16 protein-coding genes and 2 tRNA genes are annotated in these 13,386 nt (G+C 35.6%); 9 read left to right on the top strand and 9 right to left on the bottom strand.

Features of this window, described 5'->3' with window-relative positions:
* Position 1 precedes the first annotated feature (1 nt).
* The 4 genes from truB to ACFJGY_RS07660 form a co-directional block, all read right to left on the bottom strand.
* Positions 2-712 (bottom strand): tRNA pseudouridine(55) synthase TruB, encoded by a 711-nt coding sequence (gene truB, locus ACFJGY_RS07675; RefSeq protein ID WP_379969708.1) that lies wholly within the window; start codon positions 710-712, stop codon positions 2-4.
* A gap of 154 nt (positions 713-866) precedes the next feature.
* Positions 867-1,685 carry an undecaprenyl-diphosphate phosphatase gene (locus tag ACFJGY_RS07670; protein WP_379969706.1) on the bottom strand — a complete coding sequence of 273 codons (819 nt, stop codon included), beginning with the start codon at positions 1,683-1,685 and terminating at the stop codon, positions 867-869.
* A gap of 89 nt (positions 1,686-1,774) precedes the next feature.
* Entirely contained in the window at positions 1,775-2,077 is a 303-nt protein-coding gene (locus ACFJGY_RS07665) for a DUF3098 domain-containing protein (RefSeq protein ID WP_379969704.1), read from the bottom strand.
* Between the two features lie 3 nt (positions 2,078-2,080).
* Positions 2,081-2,980 carry a cell division protein FtsX gene (locus tag ACFJGY_RS07660; protein ID WP_379969702.1) on the bottom strand — a complete coding sequence of 300 codons (900 nt, stop codon included), beginning with the start codon at positions 2,978-2,980 and terminating at the stop codon, positions 2,081-2,083.
* A 162-nt stretch (positions 2,981-3,142) separates the two neighbouring features.
* Here ACFJGY_RS07660 and ACFJGY_RS07655 point away from each other — a divergent pair, with 162 nt between their 5' ends.
* Positions 3,143-4,147, top strand: a complete 1,005-nt coding sequence (locus ACFJGY_RS07655) for a DNA topoisomerase IB (protein ID WP_379969700.1) — start codon at positions 3,143-3,145, stop codon at positions 4,145-4,147.
* Here the strand turns inward: ACFJGY_RS07655 and ACFJGY_RS07650 are convergent.
* Positions 4,139-5,629 (bottom strand): NAD(P)H-hydrate dehydratase, encoded by a 1,491-nt coding sequence (locus ACFJGY_RS07650; RefSeq protein ID WP_379969698.1) that lies wholly within the window; start codon positions 5,627-5,629, stop codon positions 4,139-4,141. The two genes, ACFJGY_RS07655 and ACFJGY_RS07650, sit on opposite strands and share 9 nt — an antisense overlap.
* A gap of 121 nt (positions 5,630-5,750) precedes the next feature.
* On the opposite strand from ACFJGY_RS07650, the gene mscL reads away from it, so the two are divergent.
* A complete protein-coding gene (mscL, locus tag ACFJGY_RS07645) occupies positions 5,751-6,125 on the top strand; it encodes a large conductance mechanosensitive channel protein MscL (RefSeq protein WP_379969696.1) in 375 nt (124 codons plus the stop codon).
* Positions 6,126-6,167: 42 nt separating this feature from the next.
* On the opposite strand, the gene ACFJGY_RS07640 is transcribed toward mscL, so the two are convergent.
* From ACFJGY_RS07640 to ACFJGY_RS07625, 4 genes are read right to left on the bottom strand one after another with little or no spacing between them, the layout of a single operon-like run.
* Entirely contained in the window at positions 6,168-7,007 is an 840-nt protein-coding gene (locus ACFJGY_RS07640) for a GLPGLI family protein (RefSeq protein WP_379969694.1), read from the bottom strand.
* 36 nt (positions 7,008-7,043) lie between these two features.
* Positions 7,044-7,778 (bottom strand): GLPGLI family protein, encoded by a 735-nt coding sequence (locus ACFJGY_RS07635; RefSeq protein ID WP_379969692.1) that lies wholly within the window; start codon positions 7,776-7,778, stop codon positions 7,044-7,046.
* A 56-nt stretch (positions 7,779-7,834) separates the two neighbouring features.
* A complete protein-coding gene (locus ACFJGY_RS07630) occupies positions 7,835-9,943 on the bottom strand; it encodes a M56 family metallopeptidase (RefSeq protein WP_379969690.1) in 2,109 nt (702 codons plus the stop codon).
* Positions 9,943-10,302 (bottom strand): BlaI/MecI/CopY family transcriptional regulator, encoded by a 360-nt coding sequence (locus tag ACFJGY_RS07625; protein ID WP_379969688.1) that lies wholly within the window; start codon positions 10,300-10,302, stop codon positions 9,943-9,945. Before ACFJGY_RS07625 ends, ACFJGY_RS07630 begins: the two co-directional genes overlap by 1 nt.
* Before the next feature lie 212 nt (positions 10,303-10,514).
* Between ACFJGY_RS07625 and ACFJGY_RS07620 the strand changes: the two genes are divergently transcribed.
* The 7 genes from ACFJGY_RS07620 (at position 10,515) to yaaA (ending at position 13,346) form a co-directional block, all read left to right on the top strand.
* Positions 10,515-10,590: transfer RNA gene (locus ACFJGY_RS07620), tRNA-Met, on the top strand.
* A 19-nt stretch (positions 10,591-10,609) separates the two neighbouring features.
* Positions 10,610-10,876 (top strand): GIY-YIG nuclease family protein, encoded by a 267-nt coding sequence (locus ACFJGY_RS07615; RefSeq protein ID WP_379969686.1) that lies wholly within the window; start codon positions 10,610-10,612, stop codon positions 10,874-10,876.
* 75 nt (positions 10,877-10,951) lie between these two features.
* Entirely contained in the window at positions 10,952-11,221 is a 270-nt protein-coding gene (locus ACFJGY_RS07610; RefSeq protein ID WP_379969684.1) for a GIY-YIG nuclease family protein, read from the top strand.
* A 213-nt stretch (positions 11,222-11,434) separates the two neighbouring features.
* A tRNA-Met gene (locus ACFJGY_RS07605) sits at positions 11,435-11,510 on the top strand.
* A gap of 17 nt (positions 11,511-11,527) precedes the next feature.
* A complete protein-coding gene (locus ACFJGY_RS07600; RefSeq protein ID WP_379969682.1) occupies positions 11,528-11,797 on the top strand; it encodes a GIY-YIG nuclease family protein in 270 nt (89 codons plus the stop codon).
* Positions 11,798-11,912: 115 nt separating this feature from the next.
* Positions 11,913-12,524, top strand: coding sequence for an L-threonylcarbamoyladenylate synthase (locus ACFJGY_RS07595; protein ID WP_379969680.1), 612 nt, complete (start codon positions 11,913-11,915; stop codon positions 12,522-12,524).
* Positions 12,525-12,584: 60 nt separating this feature from the next.
* Positions 12,585-13,346 (top strand): peroxide stress protein YaaA, encoded by a 762-nt coding sequence (yaaA, locus tag ACFJGY_RS07590; RefSeq protein WP_379969678.1) that lies wholly within the window; start codon positions 12,585-12,587, stop codon positions 13,344-13,346.
* The last annotated feature ends 40 nt before the right edge of the window (positions 13,347-13,386 follow it).

Here is a 13,386-nt window from a genome sequence, read left to right as displayed (position 1 = left end):
ATTAAATAGTTTTATGATCTTCAAAATGAAATTCATTTTCAAGATATTCAGGTTTTGCATTTTCTACAGAATAATCGCCGATCTTTGTTCTTCGTAATTGCGTAAGATAGGCGCCAACACCAAGATCCTGACCAATATCGTGTGCCAGACTCCTAATGTAAGTTCCTTTGCTGCAGCCAACCGTAAAAGAAACAAATGGTAAATTAATTTCTATATTATTAAGGTAATGAATGGTGGTTTTTCTGGATTTCATTTCGACTTCTGTTCCGGCTCTTGCGAGATCGTAAGCACGTTTTCCATCGATTTTAAGGGCTGAAAAAACGGGTGGTTTCTGGTCTATCTCTCCAATGAATTTTGTTAAAGTCTCGCGAATCTTTTCTTCTGTAATGTGAGAAGAATCGGTTTGAAGAATTTCTGGTTTTTCTGTATCGTAAGATTCGGTTTGGACGCCGATTTTTATCTCTGCCCAGTATTCTTTTGGAGCGTCCTGAATCTCAGGAATTCTCTTTGTGAATTTTCCCGTACAAACAATCAATAATCCCGTTGCTCTAGGGTCCAAAGTTCCTGCATGACCGATCTTGAATTTCTTTGGCAATTCCTTGAACTGATTTTTGAGTTTGTACTTTAACTTATTGACAGCCTGAAAAGAAGTCCAATCCAAAGGTTTGTCCAATAGAAATATTTGTCCGGATTGTAAGTCTTCTGCGGTCATTTTTATTTTAGTTATCAGTTTTTTAGTTTTCAGAAATCAGTTCACATTTTTAAACAGAGAATCTTGCGCAGCCCGGCCTGAGTGGAGCTCTTTTTCTTTTTTATAAAAAAGAAAAAAGCGGGAACGGAGGACGGATACAGCTGCCCTGATTATTTTATTTGAAGTAATAAAAATAAACCAACAAAGCAATCCCAACTACAATTCTGTACCAGCCCCAAGGTTTGAAACCATATTTATTTAATAGACTAATAAACGATTTGATCGCGATCCAGGCGACTACAAAAGCTACAATATTTCCAACAATGAAAATCAAAATGTGATCCTGAGATTCCATAATCATTTCATAACCTTTCTGTGGATGAAGCGTTTCTTTTCCCCAGGTTTTCACAAAAACGGAATAAAGCGTCACTGCCAACATTGTAGGAACTGCCAGGAAAAATGAAAATTCGGCGGCTGCTTTTCTGGATAATCCCTGCGTCATTCCACCAATGATGGAAGCCGCACTCCTACTCGTCCCGGGCATCATCGCAAGACATTGCCAGAAACCGATGGTCACTGCTTTTTTGATGGTAATTTCTTTCTCATCGTGGATGACAGGATTTCTGAACCAGCTATCTGCAAACAATAAAACAACACCACCTAAAACCAAAACGGTTGAAATCGCAATTTGATTCCCTAAAACGGATTCTATAGCATCATCAAGAAAAAAACCAATAACCAACGCCGGTAAAACTGCAAAAGCCAATTTATAATAAAACTGGAGATTGCTGAAATCAAAGAATTTTTTACCATAAGCCACCACTACAGAAAGTATTGCTCCAAACTGAATCGAGACCTGAAACATCTTGAGAAATTCGGTTTCTTCCAAGCCCATCAGACTGGCTGCAAAACCCATATGAGCGGTTGAAGAGATCGGCAGATACTCGGTAAGACCTTCTATGATCGCAATGATGATTGCTTTGATTAAATCCATTTTATTGATTAAAAAATTAAAAGACTAAAAAATTAAAAGATTCAAATTAATATTCAAATCTTTTAATCCTTTAATCTCGAGTGTAAAAATTATTTATTTCTTTTAAGTATCGCAACGATCTGAATCACAAATCCGGCAATAACTAATAAAGGCGCTAACCTGATCCTTCTGAAGGAGAAGATATCCTCGTTCCAATAGTTGGGATCGAATTTACCATCCGGTGTTGTATTAGCGTCTGCTCCCATCATCAGGACGAATCCCAGAAATATCAATCCTAAACCTATCAGCATTAATTTAAAATTTTTGCTTCCGAAATAGAATGCTCTTTTCTCTACAGTTTCAGTGGCTTTACCGTACTGATCTGCAGAATATTTATTTGTTTTCTTTGCCATTTTTTAAGAATAATAAAGATCATCAACGTTGCTTCGTAAAAATCTCCAGGTTGCAAAGATAGTACTTGCTACGGTAATGAAAACACCTACGAATAAAATGATGATAACCAGAAAAACATATTGGTTTGTGTCCTGTACAAATGGTGTCCCAATCTGACTTGTAAAGTAATACCAAAGTCCGCCTAAAGCCATAATCCCGATAAAGGAACCAATTAATCCGAGGATCAAAGCTTCTTTTATAAACGGCATCAGAATGAATCTCCTTTTTGCTCCAACCAGCTGCATCGTTTTGATAATGAATCTTTTAGAAAATATCTTCAACCTGATTGAATTATTAATCAGGACAATCGCAACAATTAAAAATAAAATTGAAAATGCTAAAATCCAGGTCAAAATCCTATTCAGATTATTATATACGTCAATAGTCAATTTGTTGTCATTGGCAACATCTTTTACACCATTGATGGCTTTCAGCTGCGTTACAACGCCATCGATTTTTGCAGGATCTACAAACTCCGGTTTCAGTGTAACTTCCACAGATGCAGGAAAAATATCTTCTTCAAAAAGCGCATCAGCATCGATTCCCAATTGTTTTTTGGCAAGAACAGTGGCTTGTTGTTTAGAGATATATCGGGCTTGTTTTACGTAATTCTGCTCTTTGATTTTCGCAAAAGTCTCCTCCTGGAACTTCATTGTCTTGGCGGAATCACGCGGGTCAAGATACTCATCAAAGTAGGCTTCTACGACAAGTTGTTCCTTGATATAATCCGAATATTTCTGAGCATTAATCAATATTAATCCAAATAATCCTACAAGGAATAAAACCAGCGAAATACTGATAACCACAGTAATATTACTGGATCTGAGTCTGCTTTTATTAAAATCGTCAACTGTCTTTGGCATCAATAAAATTTTTGCTAAAATAGAAATTTTCGTTTAATAAGCGGTCTTTATCACTGTTAATAAAATCATAAAAGCCTGAGAAAATCTTTATTTCATTGCTATCTGAATTAACAATTTAAAATCGGCATTTTTATTGTTTAAAGAAATCAACAAATCAAAATCATGAAATTAACACGACAGGTTTCCGGGAAAAACTTTTCTTATTTTAACAGCAATCAGGAAAAACTGAAAGACAAGGAAAAGATCAATTATATCAACTCATTGGTGATTCCGCCAGCGTGGACAAACGTGGAGATTACCACCAATAAAAGAGCAAAAATCCTTGCGATTGGCAGAGATCAAAAAGGCAGAAAACAATACATTTACAACCCTAAATTCCGTGCGAAAAAAGATGCGGATAAGTTTGACAGGATCCTACATTTTGCCGAAAATCTGGAACATATGAGAAGAGTAACAGGACAACATCTCAGAAAGAAAAAAATGACCCGGGAAAAAGTTCTTGCAACGATGGTAAGACTTTTAGATTCAGCTTATTTCCGTCCCGGAAGTCCAAAATATACTCAACAAAACCAAAGTTACGGATTGACGACTATTCGCAAAAAACATCTTACAGTTGATGGTGATGAGATGGTCTTTTCTTACAAAGGAAAATCAGGAAAATTTCAGGAGAAACACATTATTAATGCGAAATTGACAAAAGTAATTTCCGAATTGGAAGAACTGCCAGGTTATAGACTTTTTAAATATTACGACAAAGACAACAATCTTATAACCGTTGAAAGTCAAGACCTTAATCAATATATCAGAGAAATAATGGGTGAGGAATTTTCTGCAAAAGATTTCCGAACCTGGGCGGGAACTATGATCGCAGCAGGAATCCTGGACGAGTTGGGAATCTGCGAGGAAAAGCAGCAGAAAGAACTCAAAAAACGAATTAGAAATGCGATTGTTGGTGTTTCGGAAAAATTAGGAAATACACCATCTGTAGCAAGAGATTCTTACATCGATCCAAGAATTTTTGAACATTATAAAAACGGACATACGGTCAATTATTTCCAGAAAGAAATCAAAAAACTGTTGAAGAAAAATGAAAATCTTTCTGAAACCGAAGTTGGTGTTTTGTATATGTTGAAGTCCAAAATGAAAACTTCGAAAGCATCAGCTTGACAGATATTTGAAAACGTCTCCCAGTTTATTAATCAGATCTGTCGGGAGCATCGCTTCTTTTGAAAATTCCTGAGACGCAAAATCGCCTGCTTTTCCGTGGAGCCAGACACCGAAAATGCAGGCTTTTTCTATGTCGTATTTTTGGGAAATTAAGGCTGTTAAAATCCCAGTAAGAACATCGCCGCTCCCACCTTTTGCCATTCCGGAATTTCCTGTAATGTTGTAGAAAACCTTTTTATCAGGCGTAATGATTGCGGTGCGATGATCTTTTAGAACAATAAAAATCTGCAATTCCTCTGCTTTTTTTCTTGCCAGTTCTAATCTTTCGAAAGAATTTTCCGTTTTGCCAAACAACCTTTCAAATTCCAAAGGATGCGGTGTGATGACGGAATTTTTCGGAATCAGATCAGCTTTATCATTTTCAGCCAAAATATTAAGTGCATCGGCGTCCAAAACTACTGGATCTTTGTGTGATTTTAGAAAATAAAACAAGGCTTTTTGAGTTTTATTTTCTTTTCCAAAACCTGGTCCTATTCCGTAAACTGCCTTTTCAATGGTCTCAATTTTTTCCAGATATTTTTCACCGGAACTCATAAACATTGCTTCGGGAGCCTGAGATTGCAGAATGAAATTTCCGCACTCGGGAGCGATTGTAAAAGTCAGTCCACTGCCAGTCCGGAGAGCTGATAAAGTTGACATCATGATTGCGCCGATCTTGCCATAACTTCCACCAACCAAAATACTTTTTCCGAAAGTCCCTTTGTTGGTGAATTCTTCCCGTGGTCTATAAATATTTCTAATTAAAATTCCATCAATCACGAAATATTCTGTCTCGATTTTACCTATAAAATCTTTGTCAAGTCCGATATCTAAAACCTTTATTTTTCCACAAAATTCCCCCGTTTCAGGATGTAGAAAACTTCTTTTATAAAACTGGAAAGTGAGCGTAAAATCTGCTTTAAAAACTGTGGAGTCCTCGTAGATAATTTTATCTGCAAACAAGCCAGTCGGCATATCAATGGAAATTTTCTGAATGTTTACCTCATTTAATTTCTCTATAAGATCTTTAATTTTTCCTGATAATTTTCTGTTCAGTCCATATCCAAAAACAGCGTCGATAATCACAGAATTACTAATGCTTTCATAAATAAAATCAGAGAATTTTTTGACTTCAATTCCTTTTATTTGTTTTATTCTTTTGAGATTAATTTCTGCATCGGGGGAAAACTGCCGATTATCATCATCAATAAAAACCTCTACATCAAAACTTTTCTCATAAAGCAATCTTGCGATTGCAAACCCATCTCCTCCATTATTCCCGTTTCCACAAAAAATAAAAAACTTATCAATTCTATTAAAATTGATTTCAATCCAATCTGCACAGGATCTCGCCGCTCTTTCCATTAGATTGATAGAAGAGATCCCTTTTTCTATGGTTGCAGAATCGCATTCCTTGATTTGTTGTGCTGTTAGAATTTTCATTTCAGGAATATAAATATCATCAAATTTAATCAATAAAAAACATTACGAAATATGAAAAAATAAAGCCATATAAATAAAAAATTATATTTTTGTTTATCACTTAATTATAAAATATAAAACTATGGGATTTGTAAAAGAATTTAAAGAGTTTGCTTTCAAAGGTAATGTAGTAGATTTAGCAGTCGGTGTAATCATTGGCGGGGCTTTCGGAGGAATTGTAAAATCATTGGTTGACGATGTGATTACACCATTATTACTGACACCAGCCCTGAAAGCTGCCGGTGCAGAAAACATCAAAGAATTAGCCTGGAATGGTGTAACTTATGGTAATTTCCTTTCCTCGGTTATCAGTTTCTTAGTCATTGCATTTGTACTATTCTGGCTGATAAAAGTGGCAAACAAAGTAAACAAAAAGCCGGAAGCAGCGCCTGCAGGACCATCTTCTACGGATGTTTTATTAGCAGAGATCCGCGATGAATTGAAGAAAAAACAATAATAATTTCTTATAAATTAAAATGCCACTCATCAGTGGCATTTTTTATTTTGTGATATCAAGCTCGATTCTGTTATTATCTTTCTTGATTTGGGCTTTCAATCGTTCTTCCTGTTCTTTTGCAAACTTTGTACTGTTTGCATCTTTTCCTGTCATAATAATTGTTGCACCGCCCATCTGCATTTGTTTGATTCCTTTCGTAGGATCGTTTTCGTATTCCTTCATTACTTTCTGAAATTGTTTGGAATTGATGGCAATTTCCTTGGCTTCAAAAACATCAATATCAAGATTGCCCGTAATATTTTTGATGCCTTTTAATTCTAATTTGTGAGAACCGGTTTTGTCCTCAATTTTTACAATCAAGCCAGGCAATCCGTGGAATTTATATGGTCCGTCCTGGATCGGAATATCTGTAGAAAACCAAGCGGTCCAGTGTCTTCCTGCAAAATCCGCTTCTGCTTTTTGGGTATTCCACTCGCCTATTTTTTCTTTTTCTGATGAGATTTTCCAATTTATTTTTCTGTCTTCGGAGATTTTGTAGGCATCCATTGATAGCCTTCTGTGGATATAAGTTTGATAACCAGGATAGATTTTTGTAACCGAATATCTTACATCGCCTTTTCTCATATCAGATCTTACATTAATCGAGCCTGTCGCCGCCAATTGCTTTTCAAGATCGGCTTTCATCAAAGAATCTGAGTTGAAAACCGTATAGCTGTAATATTTTGATCCATCTTTCGAAGTGTCGAGAAACATCATTTCTGTTTTGATGTCTGAGACATTTGTAGAATCCGGAATGAATTTGTATTCGTAAATAAATCGTTTGTTTTGTGAAAAAACGAGAGCAAAAGTTAATGAAAATAAGATGGTTAAAAGTTGTTTCATTTGTTATATTTTAATTAAAATAGAAATTACAATTGATTATTTGACAATATCCAATTCTATATGGTTATTATCATTATTAATCTGATTTTTAAATCGTTCTTTTTGTTCCTTTTCTAATTTTTGGAATTTATTTGAATTGATGGCAATTTGTTTCGGCTCGATAACATTGATATTCAAATCTCTCTGAATATTTTTGATGCCCTTCAGTTCCATTTTATGCGAACCGGTTTCATCTTCGATTTTCACAATTAATCCAGGCAATCCGTGGAATTTATATGGTCCGTCCTGGATCGGAATTTCTGTTGAAAACCAAGCGGTCCAGTGTCTTCCGGCAAAATCAGTTTCTGCTTTTTGGGCAATCCACTCACCGACTTTTTCTTTTTCTGATGAGATTTTCCAATTGATTTTTCGGTCTTCGGAGATTTTATAAGCATACATTCCAAAACGACGGTGAATATTGGTTTTGTAATCGGGATAAGTTTTTATGACCGAATATCTGACAATTCCTATTTGCAGGGCAGGATCAACATAGGCAGAATCATTTACCTTCAATTGCTTTGTCGCATAAGCTTTCATCAAAGAATCGGAATTGAAAACCGTATAGCTGTAATATTTGGATCCGTTCTTTGACGTGTCCAGAAACATCATTTCTGTTTTGATTTCTGAGACATTTCTGGAATCCGGAATGAAACGATATTCGTAGATAAAACGTTTATTTTGAGCAATCGCCAAAGTTCCGAAAAGAATAAAAAATAAAAGTAATTTTTTCATATTGTCAGTAATAAAAAAGCCGGCGAACCGGCTAAAGTGTTAATGAATTGAATTTTTTACTTAGTAATGATTCTAATAGAACCTGTCTCATTATTTTTGATAACATTCATTGAGGCAATATCTTTCGGATCGATCTTCTGGAGTTCAGATTTGTCAACTTTCTTTCCATTAATATAAATGGTTGCTTTATCAGAATTTGAAGCCAATACATCTTTACTGCTGATTACTAAAAATTTTGGATTATCCAGGCTTGAATTAAAATTAACCGACCAAGGATTGTTCTGGCGCATTTCTTTGTTCAGCTCCTGTTGTTTTTTCTGCAGCTTCTTTTGTTCTTCCTGTAGCTCATTTTGCTGTTTCTGAAGTTCTTTTCGTTTTTTCTCCAGTTTTTTCAGTTCTTTAGGAGACAATTTTGATTTTGCATTATTGTAGAAAACATCATCATTAAAATTGAAGTTGATATTCCCGGTGACCTTTTCAAGCTTCGGAAAACTATCACCGTCTACACCATAACCAACAGTTCCGTCTGTGAAAGCATCTTCCCCAAAATTCAGTTTTATCATGTTTTGAAAATCTGCTTCGCTGTAGATCTTATTAAAATTGTCAGAAGATACTTTTGCTAATTTCTCTGCCATTTCCAATCTTTTTTTGAACTCCGGCGTGTCAAGTTTTGTCAACGCATCCTGTGCTTTTTTTTGAGCATCCTGTATCATTTTTTGGAATTCTGGGGAATTGATTTTTTTCTCAGCCTCCAAAGCACGTTTCTGTGAATCAGCCATTCTTTTCTTGAATGCAGGTGAATTTATTAACTTGTCAGCTTGAGCAGCCTGTTTCTCGGCATCAGCTACTCTTTTCTTGAAGGCAGGAGAGTTTACCAGTTTGTCGGCTTCTGCAGCACTTTTCTCGGCATCAGCGATTCTCTTTTTGAATTCCGGTGAATCACATAGTTTTGCAATAGCCGCCGAGCTTTCTTCCAATCCTTTCAGGTTTTTCTGATAGTTGTCGGAATTCACAATACTTTCCATTTGACTGGAGAGAGATTCCATATCATTTTCCAAGGCTTTGTATTCCGGTGTTTCTTCTTTTTTAGCTTTTTTAAGAGCAGATAATTTCAAACTTTTGTCTGCCATCATTTTACTGATCGCCGACATTTTCAAATGATCTTCCTGCAAAGCATCAGAGTACATTCTGGTCTGTCTTTGGTGTTCCGTGGATAAACTGTCAAACTCGGAAGTTTTAGGTTTTATCGTATCTCTTTTGAGTTCCTGTACCGCTATTTCTATAGCTTTGTTCGTTTCCTTTATCTCTTTATTTTTTGCATTTACCATATAGGCAAACACCATAAAGAATAAGATAGGTAGCGCAAAAAGTTTGCGTGCATAGCTGTACTTGGTTTGGTTTTTTGTAAGCATTTTAAGTCTTTTTTTGAGGTTAGATGATAAAAAAGGACTCGTAACAGGGATCACCGATCCGGAGAAATGACTCTCCAGAAGCATCTGCGCAAATGCTCGTGTATCGGATCTCTTCACTGCTTTGTTGTCCGCCAAGTATTCGTGAATAAGATTGATTTCTTTGTTGATAAAATAAAACACGGGATTAAACCAGAAAACAGATTTTAAGGTTTGCATCAGGAGCTTGTCCCAACTGTGTTTTTGCTGTATATGAACCATCTCGTGCTTCAGGATCTGCTGTCCAACCGGCGAATCCAACTGGATCGACTGCTTCCAGAACAGATTTCTGAAGAATGAAAAAGGTGCATTGTTTAAGTTAGTCTGATAAAACTTGATCCCTTCTACCGTCTCGTTCGGAAACTGGTTTTTGATAGACTGGATTCTGGTAATTCCTAGTATTAATCTAATTAAAAGAGCGACTGAAACCACTCCAATAATTGCATAAAAAATTGAATAAATAGTGAGATCATTGGTTGAGTTTTGTAATTGATTTTGATTAAGCTGGCTAAGTAACAGATATAAATTCTGATTGGTCTCTATCGTAAAATACGACACTTTTATCAGTGGCAGAACCAGACTGATAATAACCGTCAATAGAAGATAAAACCGGTTGTAATGATGAAATGTTTTATCCTTTAAGAATAGTAAATAGTAAGCAAACATAACGCCTGAACCCAGGATCATTTTGCCCAAATAAAACATAAAAGCTTCCATTAGTCCTTGTTTTTAAGTTCATCCAACAAAAGTTCCAGATCTTCTACGCTGATCTCATTTTTTTCTACCAAAAACGAAACAGCATTTGTATAAGAACCTTCGAAATAATTTTTCACCAGACTTTTGATTGATCTTCCGCTGTAGTTTTCTTTACTGATCAGAGGAAAATATTCGTGTTGTCTGCCAAAGGTCTTGAAATTAACAAACCCTTTTTCCATCAGAATCTTAAGTATTGTAGAAATAGTGTTGGTGTGCGGTTTTGGCTCGGGAAATAACTCTAAAACGTCTTTTAAAAATCCTTTCTCAATCTGCCAGAGATATTGCATCACCTGCTCTTCTGCCTTAGTTAACTTATTCATAATCTTATACTTTTAAAAACAATCAATCTTATATCACTAAAAACTTAGTAATACAAATGTAGGATTAAAATTTAATTCTACAACTATTTTTATAGTTAAAAGAAGTTAAAAATCATAAATCCCTGATAATCAGAATATAAATAAATATTAATTCTAAAAGCGGATGGAAACTTGACTTGTATTGAAAAAACTGTATCTTTGCACCACAATATCGCGAGGTAGAGCAGTAGGTAGCTCGTCGGGCTCATAACCCGGAGGTCGCACGTTCGAGTCGTGTCCTCGCAACCAAGTAAAGAGAATCACAAATGTGGTTCTCTTTTTTATTTATGGAAGAATTTGTTGTCTATATATTATATTCAGAGAATTTAACAAAACTTATGTCGGATTTACTTCCAGCATAATAGATCGAATTAAATCTCACAATTTCTTAGCAACGAAAGGTTATACTATAAAATTCAGACCCTGGACTGTTATTCATACGGAATTCTTCAATAACAAGAAAGATGCAATGGAAAGAGAAAAGTTCTTAAAAAGCGGACAAGGAAGGCTGTTCGTAAAATCATTATGTCAATAACTGGAAGGCTCATATACGCCAAAGGCGGACGCACGTTCGAGTCGTGTCCTCGCAACCAAGTAAAGAGAATCACAAATGTGGTTCTCTTTTTTATTTATGGAAGAATTTGTTGTCTATATATTATATTCAGAGAAATTTAACAAAACTTATGTCGGATTTACTTCCAGCATAATAGATCGAATTAAATCTCACAATTTCTTAGCAACGAAAGGTTATACTATAAAATTCAGACCCTGGACTGTTATTCATACGGAATTCTTCAATAACAAGAAAGATGCAATGGAAAGAGAAAAGTTCTTAAAAAGCGGACAAGGAAGGCTGTTCGTAAAATCATTATGTCAATAGCCGGAAGGCTCATATCCGCCAAAGGCGGACGCACGTTCGAGTCGTGTCCTCGCAACAAAATAAAGAGAATCAATTTTTTGATTCTCTTTATTTTATGAATGTAAGCGAATTAAATTTTGATTCTCTTTTATCTCTTTACATTTTCAAAGAAAAAATAAAAACCACAATTCACTTGACTTGTATTAAAAAAGCTGTATATTTGCACTACAATATCGCGAGGTAGAGCAGTAGGTAGCTCGTCGGGCTCATAACCCGGAGGTCGCACGTTCGAGTCGTGTCCTCGCAACCAAGTAAAGAGAATCACAAATGTGGTTCTCTTTTTTATTTATGGAAGAATTTGTTGTCTATATATTATATTCGGAGAAATTTAACAAAACTTATGTCGGATTTACTTCCAGCATAATAGATCGAATTAAATCTCACAATTTCTTAGCAACGAAAGGTTATACTATAAAATTCAGACCCTGGACTGTTATCCATACGGAATTCTTCAATAACAAGAAAGATGCAATGGAAAGAGAAAAGTTCTTAAAAAGCGGACAAGGAAGGCTGTTAGTAAAATCATTATGTCAATAGCCGGAAGGCTCATATCCGCCAAAGGCGGACGCACGTTCGAGTCGTGTCCTCGCAACCAAGTAAGAGAATCAAAAAATTGATTCTCTTTTTTTATTTAAAATTCGTAAATTTGATTATGGCAAAAATTCTGAAAATATATCCGGAAAACCCACAGGAAAACCTGATTAATGAAGCCGTTAAAACTCTGGAAAATGGTGGCGTTATCATTTATCCTTCCGACACGATTTACACGATTGGCTGTGATATTTACAATCACAAAGCGATGGAAAGACTTGCCCAGATAAAAGGAATCAAGCTGGATAAACACAAATTTTCAATCATTTGCAACGATTTAAGCCATCTATCCGAATTTACAAAACCAATCGAGACTTCTACTTTCAGGTTTTTGAAAACACATTTGCCTGGTCCATTTACCTTTATTTTGGAAGCCAATAGGAATTTACCGACTGCTTACAAAGGTCATAAAACGGTTGGGATCAGAGTTCCTGATCATATCGTTCCGCAAATGATTGTGGAAAAATTGGGTCACCCGATTGTTTCTACAACTATTCATTCTGATGATGATATTCTCGAATATTCAACTGATCCTGAACTGATTGCTGAGAAATACGAAAAATTGGTTGATCTCGTCATCGACTCCGGTTATGGCGACAATACAGCTTCCACAATCGTTGATCTGACATCTGGCGAACCAGAAATTCTCCGACAAGGAAAAGGGATTTTATAAAATCTTCGAGAGCCTCAGACTGACAACAACCAACTTTCAACTGACAACTAATATTTCAAAATGAAATTCATTACTTCTCCAGCAAAATTGATGAACATAGAAAATTCGACAGAATTTTTAAAATCCACAACTCCGAAATTCATCAAGGATTCTGAATTTATACAATCTTTCTTAAAAGAAAAATCACCAAAATATCTTTCAGAATTAATGGAAATTTCTTCCAAACTGGCCGATGAAAACTGGGAACGCAATCAGAAATGGAAAGCAAAACCAACAGCAAAAAATTCTGCGCCGGCCATGTTTGCCTTCACTGGTGAAGTTTACAGAGGTCTGGACGCAAAAACACTTGACAAAGAAGCGGTTGACTATCTCCAGAAAAATTACAGAATACTTTCCGGACTTTATGGACTTCTCAAACCATCGGACAAAGTGATGCTTTACCGACTGGAAATGGGACGACCTTTCAAATTCGATTCTTATAAAAATCTGTATGAATTCTGGACAGAAAAAGTGACAGAACAACTCAATTCTGAACTTAAAAAAGGAGAATTACTCATCAATCTGGCGAGTACGGAATATGCAAAAGTGATCGACAGAAAAGCTTTGAAAGCTAAAGTTATCGATTTTGAATTCAGGCAAATCCAGCCGGACGGAAAATTGAAAACTATTGTTGTTTATACGAAACATGCAAGAGGTTTGCTTTTACGTTTCTGTGCAGAAAAAAAAGTGAAAACGTTGAATGATATCAAAGCTTTTAATTATGAAAATTATTTGTTTGATGAGAAGCTTTCGACTGAGATTAATCTGGTTTTCACAAGATAAAATGGCATACAATATTAAAGTCGCAAAGTTATTTTGCGAC

The organism is Epilithonimonas sp. UC225_85 (assembly GCF_042695135.1).
In the GTDB taxonomy this organism is placed as follows: domain Bacteria; phylum Bacteroidota; class Bacteroidia; order Flavobacteriales; family Weeksellaceae; genus Epilithonimonas.
This window is presented reverse-complemented; position numbering and strand designations above follow the sequence as displayed.

Excerpts from the sequence above, each read along its gene's own strand:
- ACFJGY_RS07640 (WP_379969694.1), bottom strand. The coding sequence starts at position 7,007 with ATGAAACAACTTTTAACCATCTTATTTTCATTAACTTTTGCTCTCGTT.
- ACFJGY_RS07595 (WP_379969680.1), top strand. The coding sequence starts at position 11,913 with ATGGCAAAAATTCTGAAAATATATCCGGAAAACCCACAGGAAAACCTG.
- ACFJGY_RS07630 (WP_379969690.1), bottom strand. The coding sequence starts at position 9,943 with ATGGAAGCTTTTATGTTTTATTTGGGCAAAATGATCCTGGGTTCAGGC.
- ACFJGY_RS07670 (WP_379969706.1), bottom strand. The coding sequence starts at position 1,685 with ATGGATTTAATCAAAGCAATCATCATTGCGATCATAGAAGGTCTTACC.
- ACFJGY_RS07650 (WP_379969698.1), bottom strand. The coding sequence starts at position 5,629 with ATGAAAATTCTAACAGCACAACAAATCAAGGAATGCGATTCTGCAACC.
- ACFJGY_RS07655 (WP_379969700.1), top strand. The coding sequence starts at position 3,143 with ATGAAATTAACACGACAGGTTTCCGGGAAAAACTTTTCTTATTTTAAC.
- mscL (WP_379969696.1), top strand. The coding sequence starts at position 5,751 with ATGGGATTTGTAAAAGAATTTAAAGAGTTTGCTTTCAAAGGTAATGTA.
- ACFJGY_RS07600 (WP_379969682.1), top strand. The coding sequence starts at position 11,528 with ATGTGGTTCTCTTTTTTATTTATGGAAGAATTTGTTGTCTATATATTA.
- ACFJGY_RS07625 (WP_379969688.1), bottom strand. The coding sequence starts at position 10,302 with ATGAATAAGTTAACTAAGGCAGAAGAGCAGGTGATGCAATATCTCTGG.
- ACFJGY_RS07665 (WP_379969704.1), bottom strand. The coding sequence starts at position 2,077 with ATGGCAAAGAAAACAAATAAATATTCTGCAGATCAGTACGGTAAAGCC.
- ACFJGY_RS07610 (WP_379969684.1), top strand. The coding sequence starts at position 10,952 with ATGTGGTTCTCTTTTTTATTTATGGAAGAATTTGTTGTCTATATATTA.
- yaaA (WP_379969678.1), top strand. The coding sequence starts at position 12,585 with ATGAAATTCATTACTTCTCCAGCAAAATTGATGAACATAGAAAATTCG.
- ACFJGY_RS07635 (WP_379969692.1), bottom strand. The coding sequence starts at position 7,778 with ATGAAAAAATTACTTTTATTTTTTATTCTTTTCGGAACTTTGGCGATT.
- truB (WP_379969708.1), bottom strand. The coding sequence starts at position 712 with ATGACCGCAGAAGACTTACAATCCGGACAAATATTTCTATTGGACAAA.
- ACFJGY_RS07660 (WP_379969702.1), bottom strand. The coding sequence starts at position 2,980 with ATGCCAAAGACAGTTGACGATTTTAATAAAAGCAGACTCAGATCCAGT.